The 15,262-nt window shown below is 68.1% G+C and carries 16 protein-coding genes; 6 read left to right on the top strand and 10 right to left on the bottom strand.

Annotation, left to right across the window (positions count from 1 at the left end; all coding sequences use genetic code 11):
* Positions 1–11 precede the first annotated feature (11 nt).
* Entirely contained in the window at positions 12–914 is a 903-nt protein-coding gene (locus ASE72_RS04910; RefSeq protein ID WP_056017377.1) for a prephenate dehydratase, read from the bottom strand.
* Between the two features lie 128 nt (positions 915–1,042).
* On the opposite strand from ASE72_RS04910, the gene ASE72_RS04905 reads away from it, so the two are divergent.
* On the top strand, positions 1,043–1,747 hold the full coding sequence (locus ASE72_RS04905; RefSeq protein ID WP_056017376.1) for a c-type cytochrome: 705 nt from the start codon (positions 1,043–1,045) through the stop codon (positions 1,745–1,747).
* Between the two features lie 121 nt (positions 1,748–1,868).
* Here the strand turns inward: ASE72_RS04905 and ASE72_RS04900 are convergent, their stop codons facing one another.
* Positions 1,869–2,753 (bottom strand): TIGR00730 family Rossman fold protein, encoded by an 885-nt coding sequence (locus tag ASE72_RS04900; RefSeq protein ID WP_056017374.1) that lies wholly within the window; start codon positions 2,751–2,753, stop codon positions 1,869–1,871.
* A 46-nt stretch (positions 2,754–2,799) separates the two neighbouring features.
* Positions 2,800–3,453: an extensin family protein gene (locus tag ASE72_RS04895; RefSeq protein WP_056017371.1), complete on the bottom strand. Its 654-nt coding sequence runs from the start codon at positions 3,451–3,453 to the stop codon at positions 2,800–2,802.
* A gap of 233 nt (positions 3,454–3,686) precedes the next feature.
* On the opposite strand from ASE72_RS04895, the gene ASE72_RS04890 reads away from it, so the two are divergent.
* The 5 genes from ASE72_RS04890 to ASE72_RS04870 all read left to right on the top strand — a co-directional run bounded on the left by ASE72_RS04890 (position 3,687) and on the right by ASE72_RS04870 (position 9,493).
* Positions 3,687–4,841, top strand: a complete 1,155-nt coding sequence (locus ASE72_RS04890; protein ID WP_056017369.1) for a phosphoserine transaminase — start codon at positions 3,687–3,689, stop codon at positions 4,839–4,841.
* A gap of 184 nt (positions 4,842–5,025) precedes the next feature.
* A complete protein-coding gene (gene serA, locus ASE72_RS04885; RefSeq protein ID WP_056017366.1) occupies positions 5,026–6,603 on the top strand; it encodes a phosphoglycerate dehydrogenase in 1,578 nt (525 codons plus the stop codon).
* 110 nt (positions 6,604–6,713) lie between these two features.
* Positions 6,714–7,076, top strand: a complete 363-nt coding sequence (locus tag ASE72_RS04880; RefSeq protein WP_443024718.1) for an endonuclease domain-containing protein — start codon at positions 6,714–6,716, stop codon at positions 7,074–7,076.
* Entirely contained in the window at positions 7,073–8,173 is a 1,101-nt protein-coding gene (locus ASE72_RS04875; protein ID WP_056017361.1) for an ATP phosphoribosyltransferase regulatory subunit, read from the top strand. Before ASE72_RS04880 ends, ASE72_RS04875 begins: the two co-directional genes overlap by 4 nt.
* Positions 8,174–8,203: 30 nt before the next feature.
* A complete protein-coding gene (locus ASE72_RS04870; RefSeq protein ID WP_056017358.1) occupies positions 8,204–9,493 on the top strand; it encodes an adenylosuccinate synthase in 1,290 nt (429 codons plus the stop codon).
* Between the two features lie 91 nt (positions 9,494–9,584).
* Here the strand turns inward: ASE72_RS04870 and ASE72_RS04865 are convergent, their stop codons facing one another.
* The 7 genes from ASE72_RS04865 to ASE72_RS04835 form a co-directional block, all read right to left on the bottom strand.
* Positions 9,585–9,971, bottom strand: a complete 387-nt coding sequence (locus ASE72_RS04865; protein ID WP_156350127.1) for a hypothetical protein — start codon at positions 9,969–9,971, stop codon at positions 9,585–9,587.
* Between the two features lie 60 nt (positions 9,972–10,031).
* On the bottom strand, positions 10,032–11,099 hold the full coding sequence (gene aroC / locus ASE72_RS04860) for a chorismate synthase (RefSeq protein ID WP_056017352.1): 1,068 nt from the start codon (positions 11,097–11,099) through the stop codon (positions 10,032–10,034).
* The gene (locus ASE72_RS04855) at positions 11,096–11,509 is read right to left on the bottom strand and encodes an endonuclease domain-containing protein (protein ID WP_082445786.1); all 414 of its coding nucleotides are present in this window, start codon (positions 11,507–11,509) and stop codon (positions 11,096–11,098) included. The genes aroC and ASE72_RS04855 overlap by 4 nt, the downstream gene beginning before the upstream one ends.
* 62 nt (positions 11,510–11,571) lie before the next feature.
* Entirely contained in the window at positions 11,572–12,375 is an 804-nt protein-coding gene (gene fabI, locus ASE72_RS04850; RefSeq protein WP_082445785.1) for an enoyl-ACP reductase FabI, read from the bottom strand.
* The gene (locus ASE72_RS04845; protein ID WP_235532235.1) at positions 12,372–13,337 is read right to left on the bottom strand and encodes a YihY/virulence factor BrkB family protein; all 966 of its coding nucleotides are present in this window, start codon (positions 13,335–13,337) and stop codon (positions 12,372–12,374) included. Before ASE72_RS04845 ends, fabI begins: the two co-directional genes overlap by 4 nt.
* 7 nt (positions 13,338–13,344) lie before the next feature.
* Entirely contained in the window at positions 13,345–14,274 is a 930-nt protein-coding gene (locus ASE72_RS04840; protein ID WP_082445783.1) for a DnaJ C-terminal domain-containing protein, read from the bottom strand.
* 89 nt (positions 14,275–14,363) lie between these two features.
* A complete protein-coding gene (locus ASE72_RS04835) occupies positions 14,364–15,257 on the bottom strand; it encodes a transglutaminase family protein (RefSeq protein WP_056017346.1) in 894 nt (297 codons plus the stop codon).
* Between the last annotated feature and the right edge of the window lie 5 nt (positions 15,258–15,262).

The following is a 15,262-nucleotide window of genomic DNA, read 5'->3' as shown; positions in this document are numbered from 1 at the left end:
AGGATGAAAGCCTAACCTCTCGCGCGGGCCTGTCGGTAGGTGCCGAGGACGCGGAGCCATTTCGAATGGAAGCCGAGCTCCTCGAGCGCGTGGTCGAGATTGGCGTCGCCGGGCTTGCCGACCACATCGGCGTAGAATTCGGTCGCGGCGAAGCTGCCGTTGCGCTGATAGCTTTCGAGCTTGGTCATGTTGACGCCGTTGGTCGCGAACCCGCCCATCGCCTTGTAGAGCGCGGCGGGGACGTTGCGGACCTCGAAGATCAGCGTGGTCATCCAGTCGCCGTCGCCGACGTCCTGCGCCGCCGGGGGCTTGCCACCGCGTGCGAGCGTGACGAAGCGCGTCGTGTTGTGATCGGCGTCGGCGATGTCGGTCGCGAGCAGGTCGAGCCCGTAGAGCGCGGCGGCGGCGGGCGGCGCGAGCGCCGCGATTGCCGGATCGGCGAGCTCGGCGACCTTCGCCGCAGCGCCCGCGGTGTCGGGATAGCTGACCGGCTCGATCGCGTGCGCCTTGAGCCAGTGGCGGCACTGGCCGAGCGCCTGCGGATGGCTCATCGCCTGGCGGATGCCGTCGCGCGGGCCGATCCCCATCAACGCGTGGCGGATCGGCAGGAAATGCTCGCCGGTGATCACCAGCCCCGATTCGGGGAGCAGGAAATGGATGTCGGCGACGCGGCCGTGGAGCGAATTCTCGATCGGGATGATCGCGCAGTCGGCGCGGCCGTCCTTCACCGCGTCGATCGCATCGGCAAAGTCGAAACACGGCAGCGGCAGGCCGTCGGGGAACGCCTCGACCGCGGCGACATGGCTGTTGGCGCCGGGCGCGCCCTGGAACGCGACCGCGCGCGCGGGCTCTGCGGCGGCGGCGGCGGTCATCCGCGCGACGATCGGACGGGCGGGGACGGCGAAGTTTTCCATGGGTGCGCCGCGTAGCCAGCGCGGCGCGTGCGGGCAAGCGCGTCGAAAGCCCTGGGGCAGCGTTTGCTTGCGATCAGGGCCAGGCTTTTCTATGGCAGTGCCAAACCTAACAGGGGCGGATGCGCATTATGGACGACAGGACCAATACGATCGCCGGTTGGGTGCTCGCAGGTTGTGGTGCGGCGCTCGGGCTGTCGATCGTAGGGGGCATGCTGTTCCACGGCGAGCGGCCCGAGAAGATGGGCTATGCGATCGAGGGCGTCGTCGAGGAGGGCGCGGGTGGTGGAGCCCCCGACGTGGCGATCGCGTCGCTGCTGCCGACCGCCGATGCCGCCAAGGGCGCCGAGGTCTTCAAGAAGTGCGCCGCATGCCACACGATCAACCAGGGGGGCGCGAACGGGATCGGCCCGAACCTGTACGGGACGATGGGCGAGGGGATCGGCCAGGGCAAGGGCGGCTTTGCCTTTACCGACGCGCTGAAGGGCGTCGGCGGCACCTGGGACTTCGACAAGATGAACGCGTGGCTGACCAGCCCGCGCAAGTTCGCAGCGGGCACCAAGATGACCTTTGCGGGTCTCGGCAACGCGCAGGACCGCGCGAACGTGATCCTGTATCTCAACCAGCAGGGATCGAACCTGCCACTGCCCGCGGCGCCTGCCGCCGGGGCGCCCGCGGCCGAGGGGGCCGATCAGCCCGCCACCGCGAATGCCGCGGAGGCTGCGGCCGAGAACGGTGCGGATACCGCGGATATCGCGAATACGGGGACGGCGGCGTCGGGTGCGCCCTCGGTCGATCCGGAAGCTGCGCGCAAGGGTGCGCGGACGGAACAGTAATCCTCTCTGCTCCCTCTCCCCTGTGGGGAGAGGGTTGGGGTGAGGGGCTTTTCCGAGGCGCTGCGCTGTTTGGCGGCCCCTCACCCCGGCCCTCTCCCCCGAGGGGAGAGGGGGCAGAGTGTCAGGCTTCTGCTGCCTCGTTTGCGGCACGTTCGCGGTAGAAGGACTGGACGGCGTCCCACGCCTCGTCGGCGGTCTCGACATAGCGGAAGATCGACAGGTCCTTCTCGCTGACCACGCCTTCCTCGACCAATGCGTCGAAATTCACCACGCGCTCCCAGAACTGGCGACCGAACAGCAGCACGGGGATCGGCTGGATCTTGCCCGTCTGGATCAGCGTCAGCAGCTCGAACAGCTCGTCGAACGTGCCGAATCCGCCCGGGAACGCCGCGAGCGCGCGCGCGTGGAGCAGGAAGTGCATCTTGCGCAGCGCAAAATAGTGGAACTGCACCGACAGCGACGGGGTGACATAGGGGTTGGGCGCCTGCTCGTGCGGCAGGACGATGTTGAGCCCGATCGATTCGGCGCCGACATCGGTCGCGCCGCGGTTCGCCGCCTCCATGATCGACGGACCACCGCCCGAGCACACGACGAACTGCCGCCAGCCACGCTCGTCGCGGGGCAGGACGCTGACCTTGGCGGCGAGCTCGCGCGCGACGTCGTAATATTTCGACTTCTCGACCAGCCGCTCGGCGATCTTCTTCGACTTTTCGTCGGTCGCGAGTTCGAGCAGCGCCTGCGCCTTGGCAGGCTCGGGGATGCGGGCGGAGCCGTAGAAGACGAAGGTCGAGGCGATCTTCGCTTCCTCGAGCACCAGTTCGGTCTTGAGCAGCTCGAGCTGGAACCGCACCGGACGGAGGTCCTCGCGGAGCAGGAAGTCCATGTCCTGGAAGGCGAGGCGGTAATGCGGATGCTGCGTCTGCGGCGTGGACGTGATGTCGCGGGCGGTTTCAGCGTCCTGGCTGGCGTTCGCGAAAACGCGTGAGGGAATGCGGGTATCTGTCATTTCGGCGGATTTAGTCGAAAGCCGCGCGCAGGGCTAGACCGGTGTACTAGCGGCAGAAATTCGCGCGATCGTCCTCCAGATGAAGGTGATTGCGATGCGCGGCGTTATAGTCGGGGCTGAGTACGGTGCCGAACCGCTTGCACGCCGAGGCGCGGATCGTCTGGAGGAACTGCCGAACCTGCGGATCGGGCGAACTCCAGTCGTTGAGGACGCTGATCCGCCGCCCGTCCTTCAGCACGAACCCGCCGATATCGACCGCGTTGGCGATCGCGTGGCCCGAACGGCGGCTCAGGTTGCGCGCCGAGCCGACGACGTTGCGGCACGCATAGCTGCCCATGCTGTCGATCCGCGCGAGTTCGCTGCCGAGCATCTGATAGGCGGCGGGCGCGACCGCGTTGCGCGTCCAGCCGATCAGCGCGCGCGCCGCGCCGCAGCGCACCGCGGTGAGATTGGCGACGGGGACGCCGATATCGACGAGCTTGACGGTGCCCGCCAGGCCGCAACCGGGGCCGGTCTCGCGATCAGGCAGCAGCTGGAACGAGACGCGGAGCTGGCGCAGGTCGGCGAGGCATTGCGCGGTCTCGCGGTTGCTCGGGACCGAGAGGTTGGGGCGGGTCTGTTGCGGCGCGGCGGGGCGATCGGCGCGCCCGCAGGCGGCGAGCATGATCGTGAGCAGGAGAGGGTAAAGGACGCGGTACATGGGCCATCATCCCCGCGCCGCGCCGGCTTGTCACGCGGCGCGGGGCGGCGTTGCGGCGAGTCGAGGCGTGCGCGTGGGCGGCGCTGCGCTTCGACGTCGCTCGGGGCGAACGGAGGAGCGTGGGGACGGGGCACGTATGCGCGGACATGGTTGACTCGCACCGCCACGTCGTTAGGGCCGGCAACGGGCCACGCGGTCCCAACGCCGCGCGTGCTCTCTGTGAGGAGAGATACATGACTGATACGACCTACGCCACCGCCACAGGTGCGCCTGCGCTGCCTGCGACCAAGCCGGCACGCCCCTTTTTCTCCAGCGGTCCCTGCGCGAAGCCTCCGGGCTGGTCCGCGGACAAGCTCGCCACTGATTCGCTCGGTCGCTCGCATCGCTCGAAGATCGGCAAGACCCGCCTCCAGTACAGCATCGACCTGATGCGCGAACTGCTGAAGCTTCCGAGCACGCACCGCATCGGCATCGTCCCCGGCTCCGACACCGGCGCGTACGAGATGGCGATGTGGACGATGCTGGGCGCGCGTCCGGTGACCGCGCTCGCCTGGGAAAGCTTCGGCGAGGGCTGGGTGACCGACGCGGTCAAGCAGCTCAAGATTGACCCCAATGTGATCCGCGCCGATTACGGCCAGATCCCCGATCTGGACTCGGTCGACTGGTCGAACGACGTGCTGTTCACCTGGAACGGTACCACCAGTGGCGTGCGCGTGCCCAACGCGGACTGGATCCCCGACGACCGTGAGGGCCTGTCGTTCGCCGATGCGACGTCGGGCGTGTTCGCGTACGACATCGACTGGACCAAGATCGATGTCGCGACCTTCTCGTGGCAGAAGGTCCTCGGCGGCGAGGGCGCGCACGGCGTGCTGATCCTCGGCCCGCGCGCGGTCGAGCGGCTCGAGAGCTACACCCCCGCCTGGCCGCTGCCCAAGGTGTTCCGCCTCGTTTCGAAGGGCAAGCTGTCCGAGGGCGTGTTCAAGGGCGAGACGATCAACACGCCGTCGATGCTGGCCGTCGAGGACGCGATCTTCAGCCTCGAATGGGCGAAGTCGCTCGGCGAGGACGGGCTGATCGCGCGGTCTGACGCGAATGCGGCGGCGCTGGACACGATCGTGGCGGAGCGTGACTGGCTCGGCCATCTCGCGGCCGATCCGGCGACGCGCTCGAAGACGAGCGTCTGCCTGACGGTCGAGGGTGCGGACGAGGCGATGATCAAGGCGATGGCCGCCGCGCTCGAGAAGGCGGGCGCTGCGTATGACGTCGCCGGCTATCGTGATGCACCGCCGGGCCTGCGGATCTGGTGCGGCGCGACCGTCGACACCGCCGATATCATGGCGCTCGGCCCCTGGCTCGACTGGGCCTACGCGACCGCCAGGGCGGGTTGATCTAGCCTAGCCGGCTCTCTCACCCCCCTCTCCGTCATCCCGGCGAACGCCGGGACCCATGGACACGGAGCATCCGCTCATGACGCGGACCGAAACCATGGGCCCCGGCGTCCGCCGGGGTGACGGAAATGGGAGAGGTGAGGGGAAGGTATTTCCCATTCCCCGAATTCCCAGGAGCAATCCCATGCCAAAAGTCCTCATTTCCGACAAAATGGATCCCCGCGCCGCGCAGATCTTCCGCGAGCGCGGCGTCGAGGTCGACGAGATCACCGGCAAGACTCCGCAAGAGCTGATGGCGATGATCGGCGACTATGACGGCCTCGCGATCCGCAGCTCGACCAAGGTCACCAAGGAGATCCTCGAGCACGCGACCAATTTGAAGGTCGTCGGCCGCGCGGGCATCGGCGTCGATAACGTCGACATCCCCGCCGCCTCGGCCAAGGGCGTCGTCGTGATGAACACGCCGTTCGGCAATTCGATCACCACCGCCGAGCACGCGATCGCGCTGATGTTCGCGCTCGCGCGCCAGCTGCCCGAGGCCGACGCCTCGACGCAGGCGGGCAAGTGGGAAAAGAACCGCTTCATGGGCGTCGAGCTGACGTCGAAGACGCTCGGCCTGATCGGCGCGGGCAATATCGGCTCGATCGTCGCCGACCGCGCGCGCGGGCTCAAGATGAAGGTCGTCGCGTTCGATCCGTTCCTGACGCCCGAGCGCGCGATCGAGATGGGTGTCGAGAAGGTCACGCTCGACGAGCTGCTCGCACGTGCCGACTTCATCACGCTGCACACGCCGTTGACCGACCAGACGCGCAACATCCTCTCGGCCGACGCGCTCGCCAAGACCAAGAAAGGCGTGCGGATCATCAACTGCGCGCGCGGCGGGCTGATCGACGAGGTCGCGCTCAAGGCCGCGCTCGATTCGGGGCAGGTCGGCGGCGCTGCGCTCGACGTGTTCGTCGAGGAGCCCGCCAAGGCCTCGCCCTTGTTCAACACGCCCAACTTCATCAGCACGCCGCATCTCGGCGCGTCGACGACCGAGGCGCAGGTCAATGTCGCGATCCAGGTCGCCGAGCAGATGGCCGATTTCCTGATGTCGGGCGGCGTCACCAACGCGCTCAACATGCCGTCGCTGTCCGCCGAGGAAGCGCCCAAGCTCAAGCCGTACATGGCGCTGGCGGAGAAGCTCGGCTCGCTCGTCGGCCAGCTGACGCACGGCGCGGTGTCGCGGATCTCGGTGCATACCGAGGGCGCGGCGGCGGATCTGAACGCCAAGCCGATCGTCAGCGCGGTGCTGGCGGGGTATCTCCAGACGCAGACGGCGACCGTCAACATGGTCAACGCACCCGTGCTGGCGCGCGAGCGCGGGCTCGAGGTGCGCGAGGTGCGGACCGAGCGCGAGGCGGATTACCACACGCTGCTGCGCGTGTCGGTCAAGACCGAGGATGGTGAGCGGTCGGTCGCGGGCACGCTGTTCGGCGATTCGGCGCCGCGTCTGGTCGAGCTGCTCGGGATCAAGATCGAGGCGGATCTGGCGGGGCCGATGCTCTATGTCGTCAACGAGGATGCGCCGGGGTTCATCGGGCGTCTCGGGACGGCGCTCGGCGAGGCGGGGGTCAATATCGGCACGTTCCATCTCGGCCGCCGCCAGGCGGGCGGCGAGGCGGTGCTGTTGCTGTCGGTCGACGAGGCGGTGACGCCGGAACTGCTGACGAAGGTCCGCGCGCTGCCGGGGGTGAAGACCGCGATGGGTCTGAACTTCTGATAAGACTCCCTCTCCCCCTGGGGAGAGGGTAGGGGAGAGGGGTAGTACCGCGAGATGGCTTTTGGGGCGGCCCCTCTCCCCGGCCCTCTCCCCAAAGGGGAGAGGGAGCAGTGCCGAAAACCGACGACATCATGCTGGGCCGGGCAAAGGCGATGCGGTCAGAACAGACCGGACCGGAAATGCGGTTCTGGCATCAGGTTCGCGCCAAACGCTTCCAGAACGTGAAGTTCGCCCGCCAAGTCGTGATTGGACCGTTTATCGCGGACTTCGTCGCGCGTTCGCACATGCTGGTCGTCGAGCTTGACGGCGATACGCACACCGATCAAGCACGCGACGCCCGCAGGACGGCGTGGCTGGAAGAGCAGGGATATCGGGTGATCCGTTTCGCCAATACCGATGTGATGACAAATCTCGAAGGCGTTTTGCAGGTGCTCGGCGATGCACTTGTGACACGCGTGGACTTGATACAATGACTGCTTTGCTCCCCGAGGGATTTAGAGATCGCCTGCCGCCCTTCGCCGATTCGGCGGCGGCACTGGAAGCCCATGTGCTCGAGGCTGCACGCCTCCACGGCTACGAGCGTGTCGATCCGCCGCTCGCCGAATTCGCCGATGGGCTCGAGATGCGGCTGAAGGCGGGCGGGCTGCATGACGCGGTGCGGTTCGTTGATCCGGTGTCGCAGCGCACGCTCGCGATCCGCCCCGACATCACCGCGCAGGTCGCGCGGATCGCCGCCACCCGCATGGGGCATCACCCGCGGCCGGTGCGGCTGAGCTATGCCGGATCGGTGCTCAAACTGCGCGCGTCGCAGCTCGCGCCCGCGCGCGAGACGCGGCAGATCGGCTGCGAGCTGATCGGGCTCGATTCGGTCGCCGCGGCGCAGGAACTTGTCGCGGTCGCGGTCGACATGATCACCGCCGCCGACGTCACCGGCGCGTCGATCGACTTCACGCTGCCCGACCTGGTGCCGACGCTCGCCGCCGGCCCGCTGCCCGTTACGCCCGAGCAGGTCGCGACGCTGCGCGACCGGCTCGATGCGAAGGATGCCGGTTCGGTCGCCGCGCTCGCGCCTGCCTACCTTCCGCTGATCGAGGCCGCCGGGCCGTTCGCGCTGGCGATGGAGCGGTTGCGCGCGTTCGACACGAGCGGTGCGCTCGCCTCGCGGCTCGATGCCCTGTCGCGAATCGCCGAGGCGATCGACGGGCGCGTCGCGCTGACGCTCGATCCGACCGAGCGGCACGGGTTCGAATATCAGAGCTGGCTCGGCTTCTCGCTGTTCGCCGATGGCAGCACGCGCGAAGTCGGGCGGGGCGGGACGTACACGATCGTCCACGAGACGGGCGCGGAGGAAGCCGCGACCGGCTTCTCGCTCTATGCCGATGCGCTGGTCGGGCGCACCGCGAGCGTCGATCGCCGCCGGCTGTTCCTGCCGTTCGGCACGCCCGCCAGCGAAGGCGCGGCGATGCGCGCGCAGGGCTGGGTCACCGTCGCCGCGCTCGAGGCGGGCGACACCCCCGAAGCACAGGTCTGCACGCATCTATGGGTAGCGGGCGGCCCCCGCGCGCTGTAGGCGCTGCGGGTAATCCTCAGGAGATAGAGTTTGGCCAACGTAGCAGTCATCGGCGCGCAATGGGGCGACGAAGGCAAGGGCAAGATCGTCGACTGGCTCGCCGAGCGCGCCGACATGGTCGTGCGGTTCCAGGGCGGCCATAACGCCGGCCACACCTTGGTCGTCGGCGAGAACGTGTACAAGCTGTCGCTGCTGCCGTCGGGCATCGTCCGCGGCACGCCGTCGTTCATCGGCAACGGCGTGGTGCTCGATCCCTGGGCGCTCAAGGACGAGATCGCCCGGCTCGGCGCGCAGGGTGTCGTCGCGACGCCGGAGACGCTGCGCATCGCCGATACCTGCGCGCTGATCCTGCCGTTCCACCGCGATCTCGACGGTCTGCGCGAGGATGCGAGCGGCGCGGGCAAGATCGGCACGACGCGGCGCGGCATCGGCCCGGCCTATGAGGACAAGGTCGGTCGCCGCGCGATCCGCGTGTGCGATCTGGCGCATCTCGACGATCTGGGGCCGCAGCTCGACCGTCTGACCGCGCATCACGACGCGCTGCGTGCAGGCTTCGGCGAGCCGCCGATCGACCGTGCGGCGCTGATCGCCGAGCTGCGCGAGATCGCCGGTTTCGTGCTGCCGTTCGCCAAGCCCGTGTGGCGCGATCTCAACGCCGCGCGGTCGGCGGGCAAGCGGATCCTGTTCGAGGGCGCGCAGGGCGTGCTGCTCGACGTCGATCACGGCACCTATCCGTTCGTGACCTCGTCGAACACGATCGCGGGCGCTGCGGCGGGCGGTTCGGGCCTGGGCCCGAGCGCGGTCGGCTTCGTGCTCGGGATCGCCAAGGCGTACACGACGCGCGTCGGATCGGGCCCGTTCCCGACCGAGCTCGAGAACGAGACCGGCGAGCGGCTCGGCGTGCGCGGGCATGAGTTCGGGACGGTCACCGGGCGCAAGCGTCGCTGCGGCTGGTTCGATGCGGTGCTGGTGCGGCAGTCGGCGGCGGTCGGCGGCATCACCGGGATCGCGCTGACCAAGATCGACGTGCTCGACGGGTTCGAGACGGTGTCGATCTGCACCGGCTATCGCCTGCGTGGCGAGACGCTCGATTACTTCCCGGCGCATGCGGCCGACCAGGCGCTGGTCGAACCGGTGTACGAGACGATGGAAGGCTGGCAGGAAACGACGGCGGGTGCGCGCAGCTGGGCCGATCTGCCCGCGCAGGCGATCAAGTATATCCGCCGGATCGAGGAGCTGATCCGCTGCCCGGTCGCGCTGGTCTCGACCAGCCCGGAGCGCGCGGACACGATCCTCGTCCGCGATCCGTTCTCGGACTGATCCGTCGCTGACGGCCTGCCGACGACGGCGGGCACAAAAAAACGGGCGGGGAAATCCCCGCCCGTTTTTTATTTACCTGACGACGAACCGATCAGTTCGGGGTCGGCGTCATTCCGGGTGCCGGCGCCATGCCGCCTGCGGCGGGCGACGAGGGCGCATTCGGCATCGTCGGGCCGGTCGTGCTCGAACCGGGCATCGTCGACTGTGCTCCGCCGCGACGCGCCTTCTTCTTGCGATCATTCGGGTTGGCCGGCGCGGTCGTCGACGGATCCATCGAGTCAGTCTGGACCGTCGAATCGCCCGGCATCGACTGACCCGGCATGGGCTGGCCTGGCATCGGCTGACCGGGCATTGCCTGGCCGCCCATCGCGCCCGACTGGCCGCCCATGCTACCCGACTGGCCGGGCGCGGTCGTCTGTGCGGTCGCCGCGCCGGTGATCAGCAGGGCAGCGGCGGTTGCCGTCATCAGAATACGCATCGTGTCTCTCCTAGATCTTGTACCTTTATAACGGGTGACGAGAGCAACACGTTCCGTCGTCTAGCCGCACTGACCCCGGTGGAGCAACGCCTGGTCCGCTATTACAAGCGCGACCATCGCCTCGACGACCGGCACCCCGCGGATACCAACGCAGGGGTCGTGGCGGCCCTTGGTGGCGATCGTGGCGGCCTCGCCGGTCGGGCTGATCGTCTCGACGGGGGTGAGGATCGAGCTGGTCGGCTTGAACGCGACGCGCAACCGGATCGGCTGGCCGGTGGCGATCCCGCCCGCGATCCCGCCGGCATGGTTGGCGAGGAATTCGGGGCCGTCGACGCCGGGGCGCATCGGATCGGCATTGGCCTCGCCCGACAGCGCGGCGGCGGCGAACCCGTCGCCGATCTCGATCCCCTTGACCGCGTTGATGCTCATGCAGGCCGCGGCGAGTTCGGAATCGAGCTTGGCATAAAGCGGCGCGCCCCAGCCGGCGGGAACGCCGGTCGCCTCGCACGCGATCACCGCGCCGAGCGACGAGCCGGATTTGCGCGCGGCGTCGACCAGCGCCTCCCAACGCAGCGCGGCCGCGGCATCGGGGCAGAAGAACGGGTTCTGGTCGATCTGCGCGTCGTCGAAGTTGGCGGGGTGAATCGCATCGCCGCCGATCGCCTCGACCCAGGCGCGGATGCGGACCTGCGGCACGACGAGCCGCGCGACCGCGCCGGCGGCGACGCGCGCCGCGGTCTCGCGCGCCGACGAGCGGCCGCCGCCGCGATAATCGCGAAACCCGTATTTGGCGTCATAGGCATAGTCGGCATGGCCGGGGCGATAGGCCTTGGCGACGTCCGAATAGTCCTTCGAGCGCTGGTCGACATTCTCGATCATCAGGCTGATCGGCGTGCCCGTGGTGCGCCCGTCGAACACGCCCGACAGGATCCGGACGGTATCGGGCTCGCGCCGCTGCGTGGTGAAGCGCGAGGTGCCGGGGCGGCGCTTGTCGAGCCAGGGCTGGATGTCGGCCTCGGTGAGGGGGATACCGGGGGGGCACCCGTCGACCACCGCGCCGAGTGCCGGGCCGTGCGACTCGCCCCAGGTGGTGAAGCGGAACATCCGCCCGAAGGTGTTGACGCTCACTGGTCCCTCTCCCCGGCGGGGAGAGGGAGGGGCCCGTGCGAAGCATGGGAGGGTGAGGGCACGCTGCTAAGTGCGGACAGGATCGCGGCAAGCACGTCGTCCATCCGCTGCATCACGTCGTTGTTCCAGACACGGATCACACGGTATCCCTTGTTCGCGAGGTAGGCGGTTCTGTCGGCGTCATAGGCCGCGTCGCCGATATGCTGGCTGCCGTCTACCTCGACGACGAGCATGGCGTCCATGCACAGGAAGTCGGCGATGAACGGGCCGATCCAGACCTGGCGGCGGAACTTGAAGTCGGCGAGGCGGCGGCTGCGGAGGTTCTGCCATAGCCGGGTTTCCGCCTCGGTGGCGTCGCGGCGCATCTGGCGTGCGCGGGTGAGGGCTTCGGTGCCGTCCTTCTGCCTCACCTTGCCCTCACCCTCCCATGCTGCGCATGGGCCCCTCCCTCTCCCCGGAGGGGGAGAGGGGTTTATGCCAGTGCGATATCGGGGGCGTCTTCGGCCTTCATGCCGATCACGTTGTAGCCGGCGTCGACATGGTGCGTTTCGCCCGTGACGCCCGATGCCAGGTCGCTGAGCAGGTACAGCCCCGCGCCGCCGACATCGTCGATCGTCACGTTGCGCTTCAGCGGCGAATTCAGCTCGTTCCACTTCAGGATCAGGCGGAAGTCGCCGATCCCGCTCGCGGCGAGCGTCTTGATCGGGCCGGCGGAGATCGCGTTGACGCGGATATTGTCGCGGCCGAGGTCGACTGCGAGATACTGCACGCTCGTCTCGAGCGCGGCCTTGGCGACGCCCATGACGTTGTAATGCGGGATGACCTTTTCGGCGCCATAATAGCTGAGCGTCAGCATCGACCCGCCGGGGTTCATCATCTTGGCCGCACGCTGCGCGACCGCGACGAACGAATAGACGCTGATGTTCATCGTCATCAGGAAATTGTCGAGGCTGGTGTCGACGAACCGCCCGCGCAGCTCGTTCTTGTCCGAAAAGCCGATCGCGTGGACGACGAAATCGATCGTCGGCCATTCCTCGGCCAGCTTGGCGAAGGTGGCATCGAGCGCGCCCATGTCGGACACGTCGCAGTCGAACAGCCGCGCGACGCCGAGTTGCTCGGCAAGCGGGCGGACGCGCTTCTCCATCGTCTCGCCCTGATAGCTGAACGCGAGTTCGGCGCCCGCTTCGGACAGCTTCTTGGCGATCCCCCAGGCCAGCGACTTGTCGTTCGCCAAGCCCATGATCAATCCGCGCTTGCCCGCCATCAAACCGTTCACGCCGTCGTCGCCTCCACCTGCACCGTCTTAGCCGGCTGCTCTAGCGTGGTTTCGGGTGGTTCCGCCAGTGCTGCGTTCAAATGCGCGCCGAACACCAGCCCCAGCCCGATCACGTAGAAGAACAGCAGCATGATGACGACGCCCGCGAGGCTGCCATAGGTCAGGTCGTAGCCGCCCAGACTCGACAGCACGATCGGCAGCAACGCGGTCGCGCTGATCCACCACGCCGCGGTAAACGCCGCGCCGGGCCATTTGCGGCATTTGGAGTAACGGTAGCGCGACGGCGTGACCGAATAGAACAGTAGATACAGCGCGCCGAACATCAGCAGCGCGGGGATCAGCCGCGACAGCCCGACCCAGCCCGCGGCGTCCTGCGCAAAGGGGACGAGGCGGTAGATGAACTGTTCGGCGGCGGTGAGGATGCCCTGCACGAGGAACGAGAGCAGCGCCATGATGACCGATCCGACGATCACCGCGGACGAGCCGAGCCGCGATTTCCAGAACGGCGCGGTCGCCTTGATCCCGTAGGCGCGGTGGAAGATGTCGCGGATCGTCTCGACGAAGCTGCCGACGGTCCACAGCCCGACCAGCGCGCCGAGCCAGAGCAGCGATCCGGTGCGCGCCGCGAGCACGTCGGCGATCGGCTTGCGCAACAGATCGGATACGTTGGGCGGCAGGACGTTGAGGAAGGATTCGACCGCACGGATCGTCTCGACGCTCTGCCCGAACAGCGACAGGATCGCGGCGGCGACGATGAAGAACGGAAACACCGTCATCAGCGCGAGATAGGCGAGGTTGCCGGCATGGATGAAGCCGTCGTTGAAGACGCCCACCGCGGCGCGCTTGACGACTTCGAACGCCGTGCTGCCCGGACGGACCTTCGCTATGCCGCGCGTGAGCCTGGTGCGCGCACCCCGATGATCGTGGGCGCGCGCTTCGGGCGTAAGATTGCTATCATTCACAAGGCGTTCAGACGCCCATGGCCCCCCGTGGGTTCCCCGCGCCGTGATCCTTCCATTCTTCGACGAACGTCGCGAGCGCCGCATCGTTCGCCGGAATGTCGATCATCAGCGTGACGAGCTGATCGCCGCGCCCGCCGCCCTTCTTGTGAAAGCCCTTGCCCTTGAGGCGCAACGTCTTGCCCGACGTGGTCCCCTTGGGGATCGTCAGCATGACGGGCTTGTCGACGGTCGGCGCCTTGATCGATCCGCCGAGTACCGCCTCGGCGAGGCTGATCGGCAGGTCGATGCGGACATCGTCGCCGTCGCGCGTGAAGAACCGGTGCGGCTGGACGTCGATCGTCACGATCGCGTCGCCTGCGCCACCCGGACCGGGTTCACCCTTGCCGCCAAGCTTCATCTGCGTGCCGGTCTCGACGCCGGCGGGAAGCTTGAGATCGAGCGTCTTGCCGTCGGCGAGCGTCACGCGCTGCGGCTCCAGCGTCGCTGCCTCGACGAACGGGACCTGCAGGCGATAGGCGACGTTCTCGCCCTTGGGCTGTGCCCGCCGGCCGAAGCCGCTCGAAAAGCCGCCGCCGCCCCGCTGCGCGCCGCCGAACAGCCCCTCGAAGATATCGCTCATGTCGGGGCCGCCGGTTTCATACCCCTCGCTGCGGAAGCCGCCGCCGGGCTGCGCACGACCACCGCCGCCGCCGCCAAAGCCGAACGGCGCGGCGGGGTTGCCGTCGCCGTCGATCTCGCCGCGATCGAAGCGCGCGCGCTTGTCCTTGTCGTTCAGCAGGTCATAGGCGTTGGTGACCTGGCTGAACCGTTCGGACGCCTTGGGATTGTCCTTGTTGCGGTCGGGATGCAGTTCCTTGGCAAGCTTGCGATACGCCTTCTTGATGTCGGCTTCGGTTGCATCGCGGGCAACGCCCAAGGTCTTGTACGGATCGGCCACTTACGTCCCCAGTCTTACTTGCGCATCTATGTGGGGCGATGCGGCCTCCAGCGCAATTCCCGCCCGCCGGTTTGGCAGCAAAGACCGCGTCAGGGCCGCGCCGGCTCGTCGAGCGGGGCGACGTCGACACTGACGTCCATGTTCTGCGCGCCCGATCCGAGTACGACGCCGTCGACGGGCGCGATCTCGGCATAGTCGCGGCCGACCGCCATGACGATGTGATCGCTCGCCATCCAGATGCCGTTGGTGGGATCGAGGCCGACCCAGCCATGCCGCGGTCCGCACCAGAGCAGGACCCAGGCATGAGTCGCATCGGCCCCGACCAGACGCGGCTGGCCCGCGGGGGGAATCGTGCGGATATAGCCCGACGCATAGGCCGCGGGCAGCCCGGCGGCGCGCAGACCGGTGATCATGATCTGCGCGAAATCCTGGCAGACGCCCTTGCGGTGGCGGAACGCCTCGTGCGGGGGCGTGTCGACCAGCGTCGCGTCGGCATCGAAGACGAATTCGCGCTGGATCCGCCGCGCGAGCGCGATCCCTGCATCCAGCGCGCCGCGCGCGGGGTCGAGATCGGCGGCGCAATAGTCGGCGATCGACTGGTCGAGCGGGATGAGCGGCGAGGGGTAGATATAATTGGCCGGGCTGGCGGCGGACAGATCTGTGCTCGCGCGCGCCATCGCGGCGATCTCGGCGAGCGTCGGATCGTCCGCGCGGGGCACGGGTACGAGCCGGTCGACGGTCATGCGCGACCGGCTTTCGATCGTGAGATGCCGGACGGGGCTGTCCACGACGAGCCGCGTGACGTTGGCGAGCCCCGCCTCGGCACGCGCCGCACTGGTGCGGCCGCCGGGATGCACCGACAGCGTATAGGTCTCGAGCGTCTGGCCGGGCCAGTCGATCGGCTTGAGACGCAGGTTGCAGCGCGCGAACTTGACGCTTGCGCCATAGTCGAACGTCGTGACGTGACGGATATCGTAGATCATCGGGT

Origin of the sequence: Sphingomonas sp. Leaf20, from assembly GCF_001421535.1 — a bacterium.
In the GTDB taxonomy this organism is placed as follows: Bacteria; Pseudomonadota; Alphaproteobacteria; order Sphingomonadales; family Sphingomonadaceae; genus Sphingomonas.
This window is presented reverse-complemented; position numbering and strand designations above follow the sequence as displayed.

Bases quoted from the DNA above. Each gene is read 5' to 3' on its own strand.
- ASE72_RS04910 (WP_056017377.1), bottom strand. From the start codon at position 914: ATGGAAAACTTCGCCGTCCCCGCCCGTCCGATCGTCGCGCGGATGACC.
- ASE72_RS04905 (WP_056017376.1), top strand. From the start codon at position 1,043: ATGGACGACAGGACCAATACGATCGCCGGTTGGGTGCTCGCAGGTTGT.
- ASE72_RS04900 (WP_056017374.1), bottom strand. From the start codon at position 2,753: ATGACAGATACCCGCATTCCCTCACGCGTTTTCGCGAACGCCAGCCAG.
- ASE72_RS04895 (WP_056017371.1), bottom strand. From the start codon at position 3,453: ATGTACCGCGTCCTTTACCCTCTCCTGCTCACGATCATGCTCGCCGCC.
- ASE72_RS04890 (WP_056017369.1), top strand. From the start codon at position 3,687: ATGACTGATACGACCTACGCCACCGCCACAGGTGCGCCTGCGCTGCCT.
- serA (WP_056017366.1), top strand. From the start codon at position 5,026: ATGCCAAAAGTCCTCATTTCCGACAAAATGGATCCCCGCGCCGCGCAG.
- ASE72_RS04875 (WP_056017361.1), top strand. From the start codon at position 7,073: ATGACTGCTTTGCTCCCCGAGGGATTTAGAGATCGCCTGCCGCCCTTC.
- ASE72_RS04865 (WP_156350127.1), bottom strand. From the start codon at position 9,971: ATGCGTATTCTGATGACGGCAACCGCCGCTGCCCTGCTGATCACCGGC.
- ASE72_RS04835 (WP_056017346.1), bottom strand. From the start codon at position 15,257: ATGATCTACGATATCCGTCACGTCACGACGTTCGACTATGGCGCAAGC.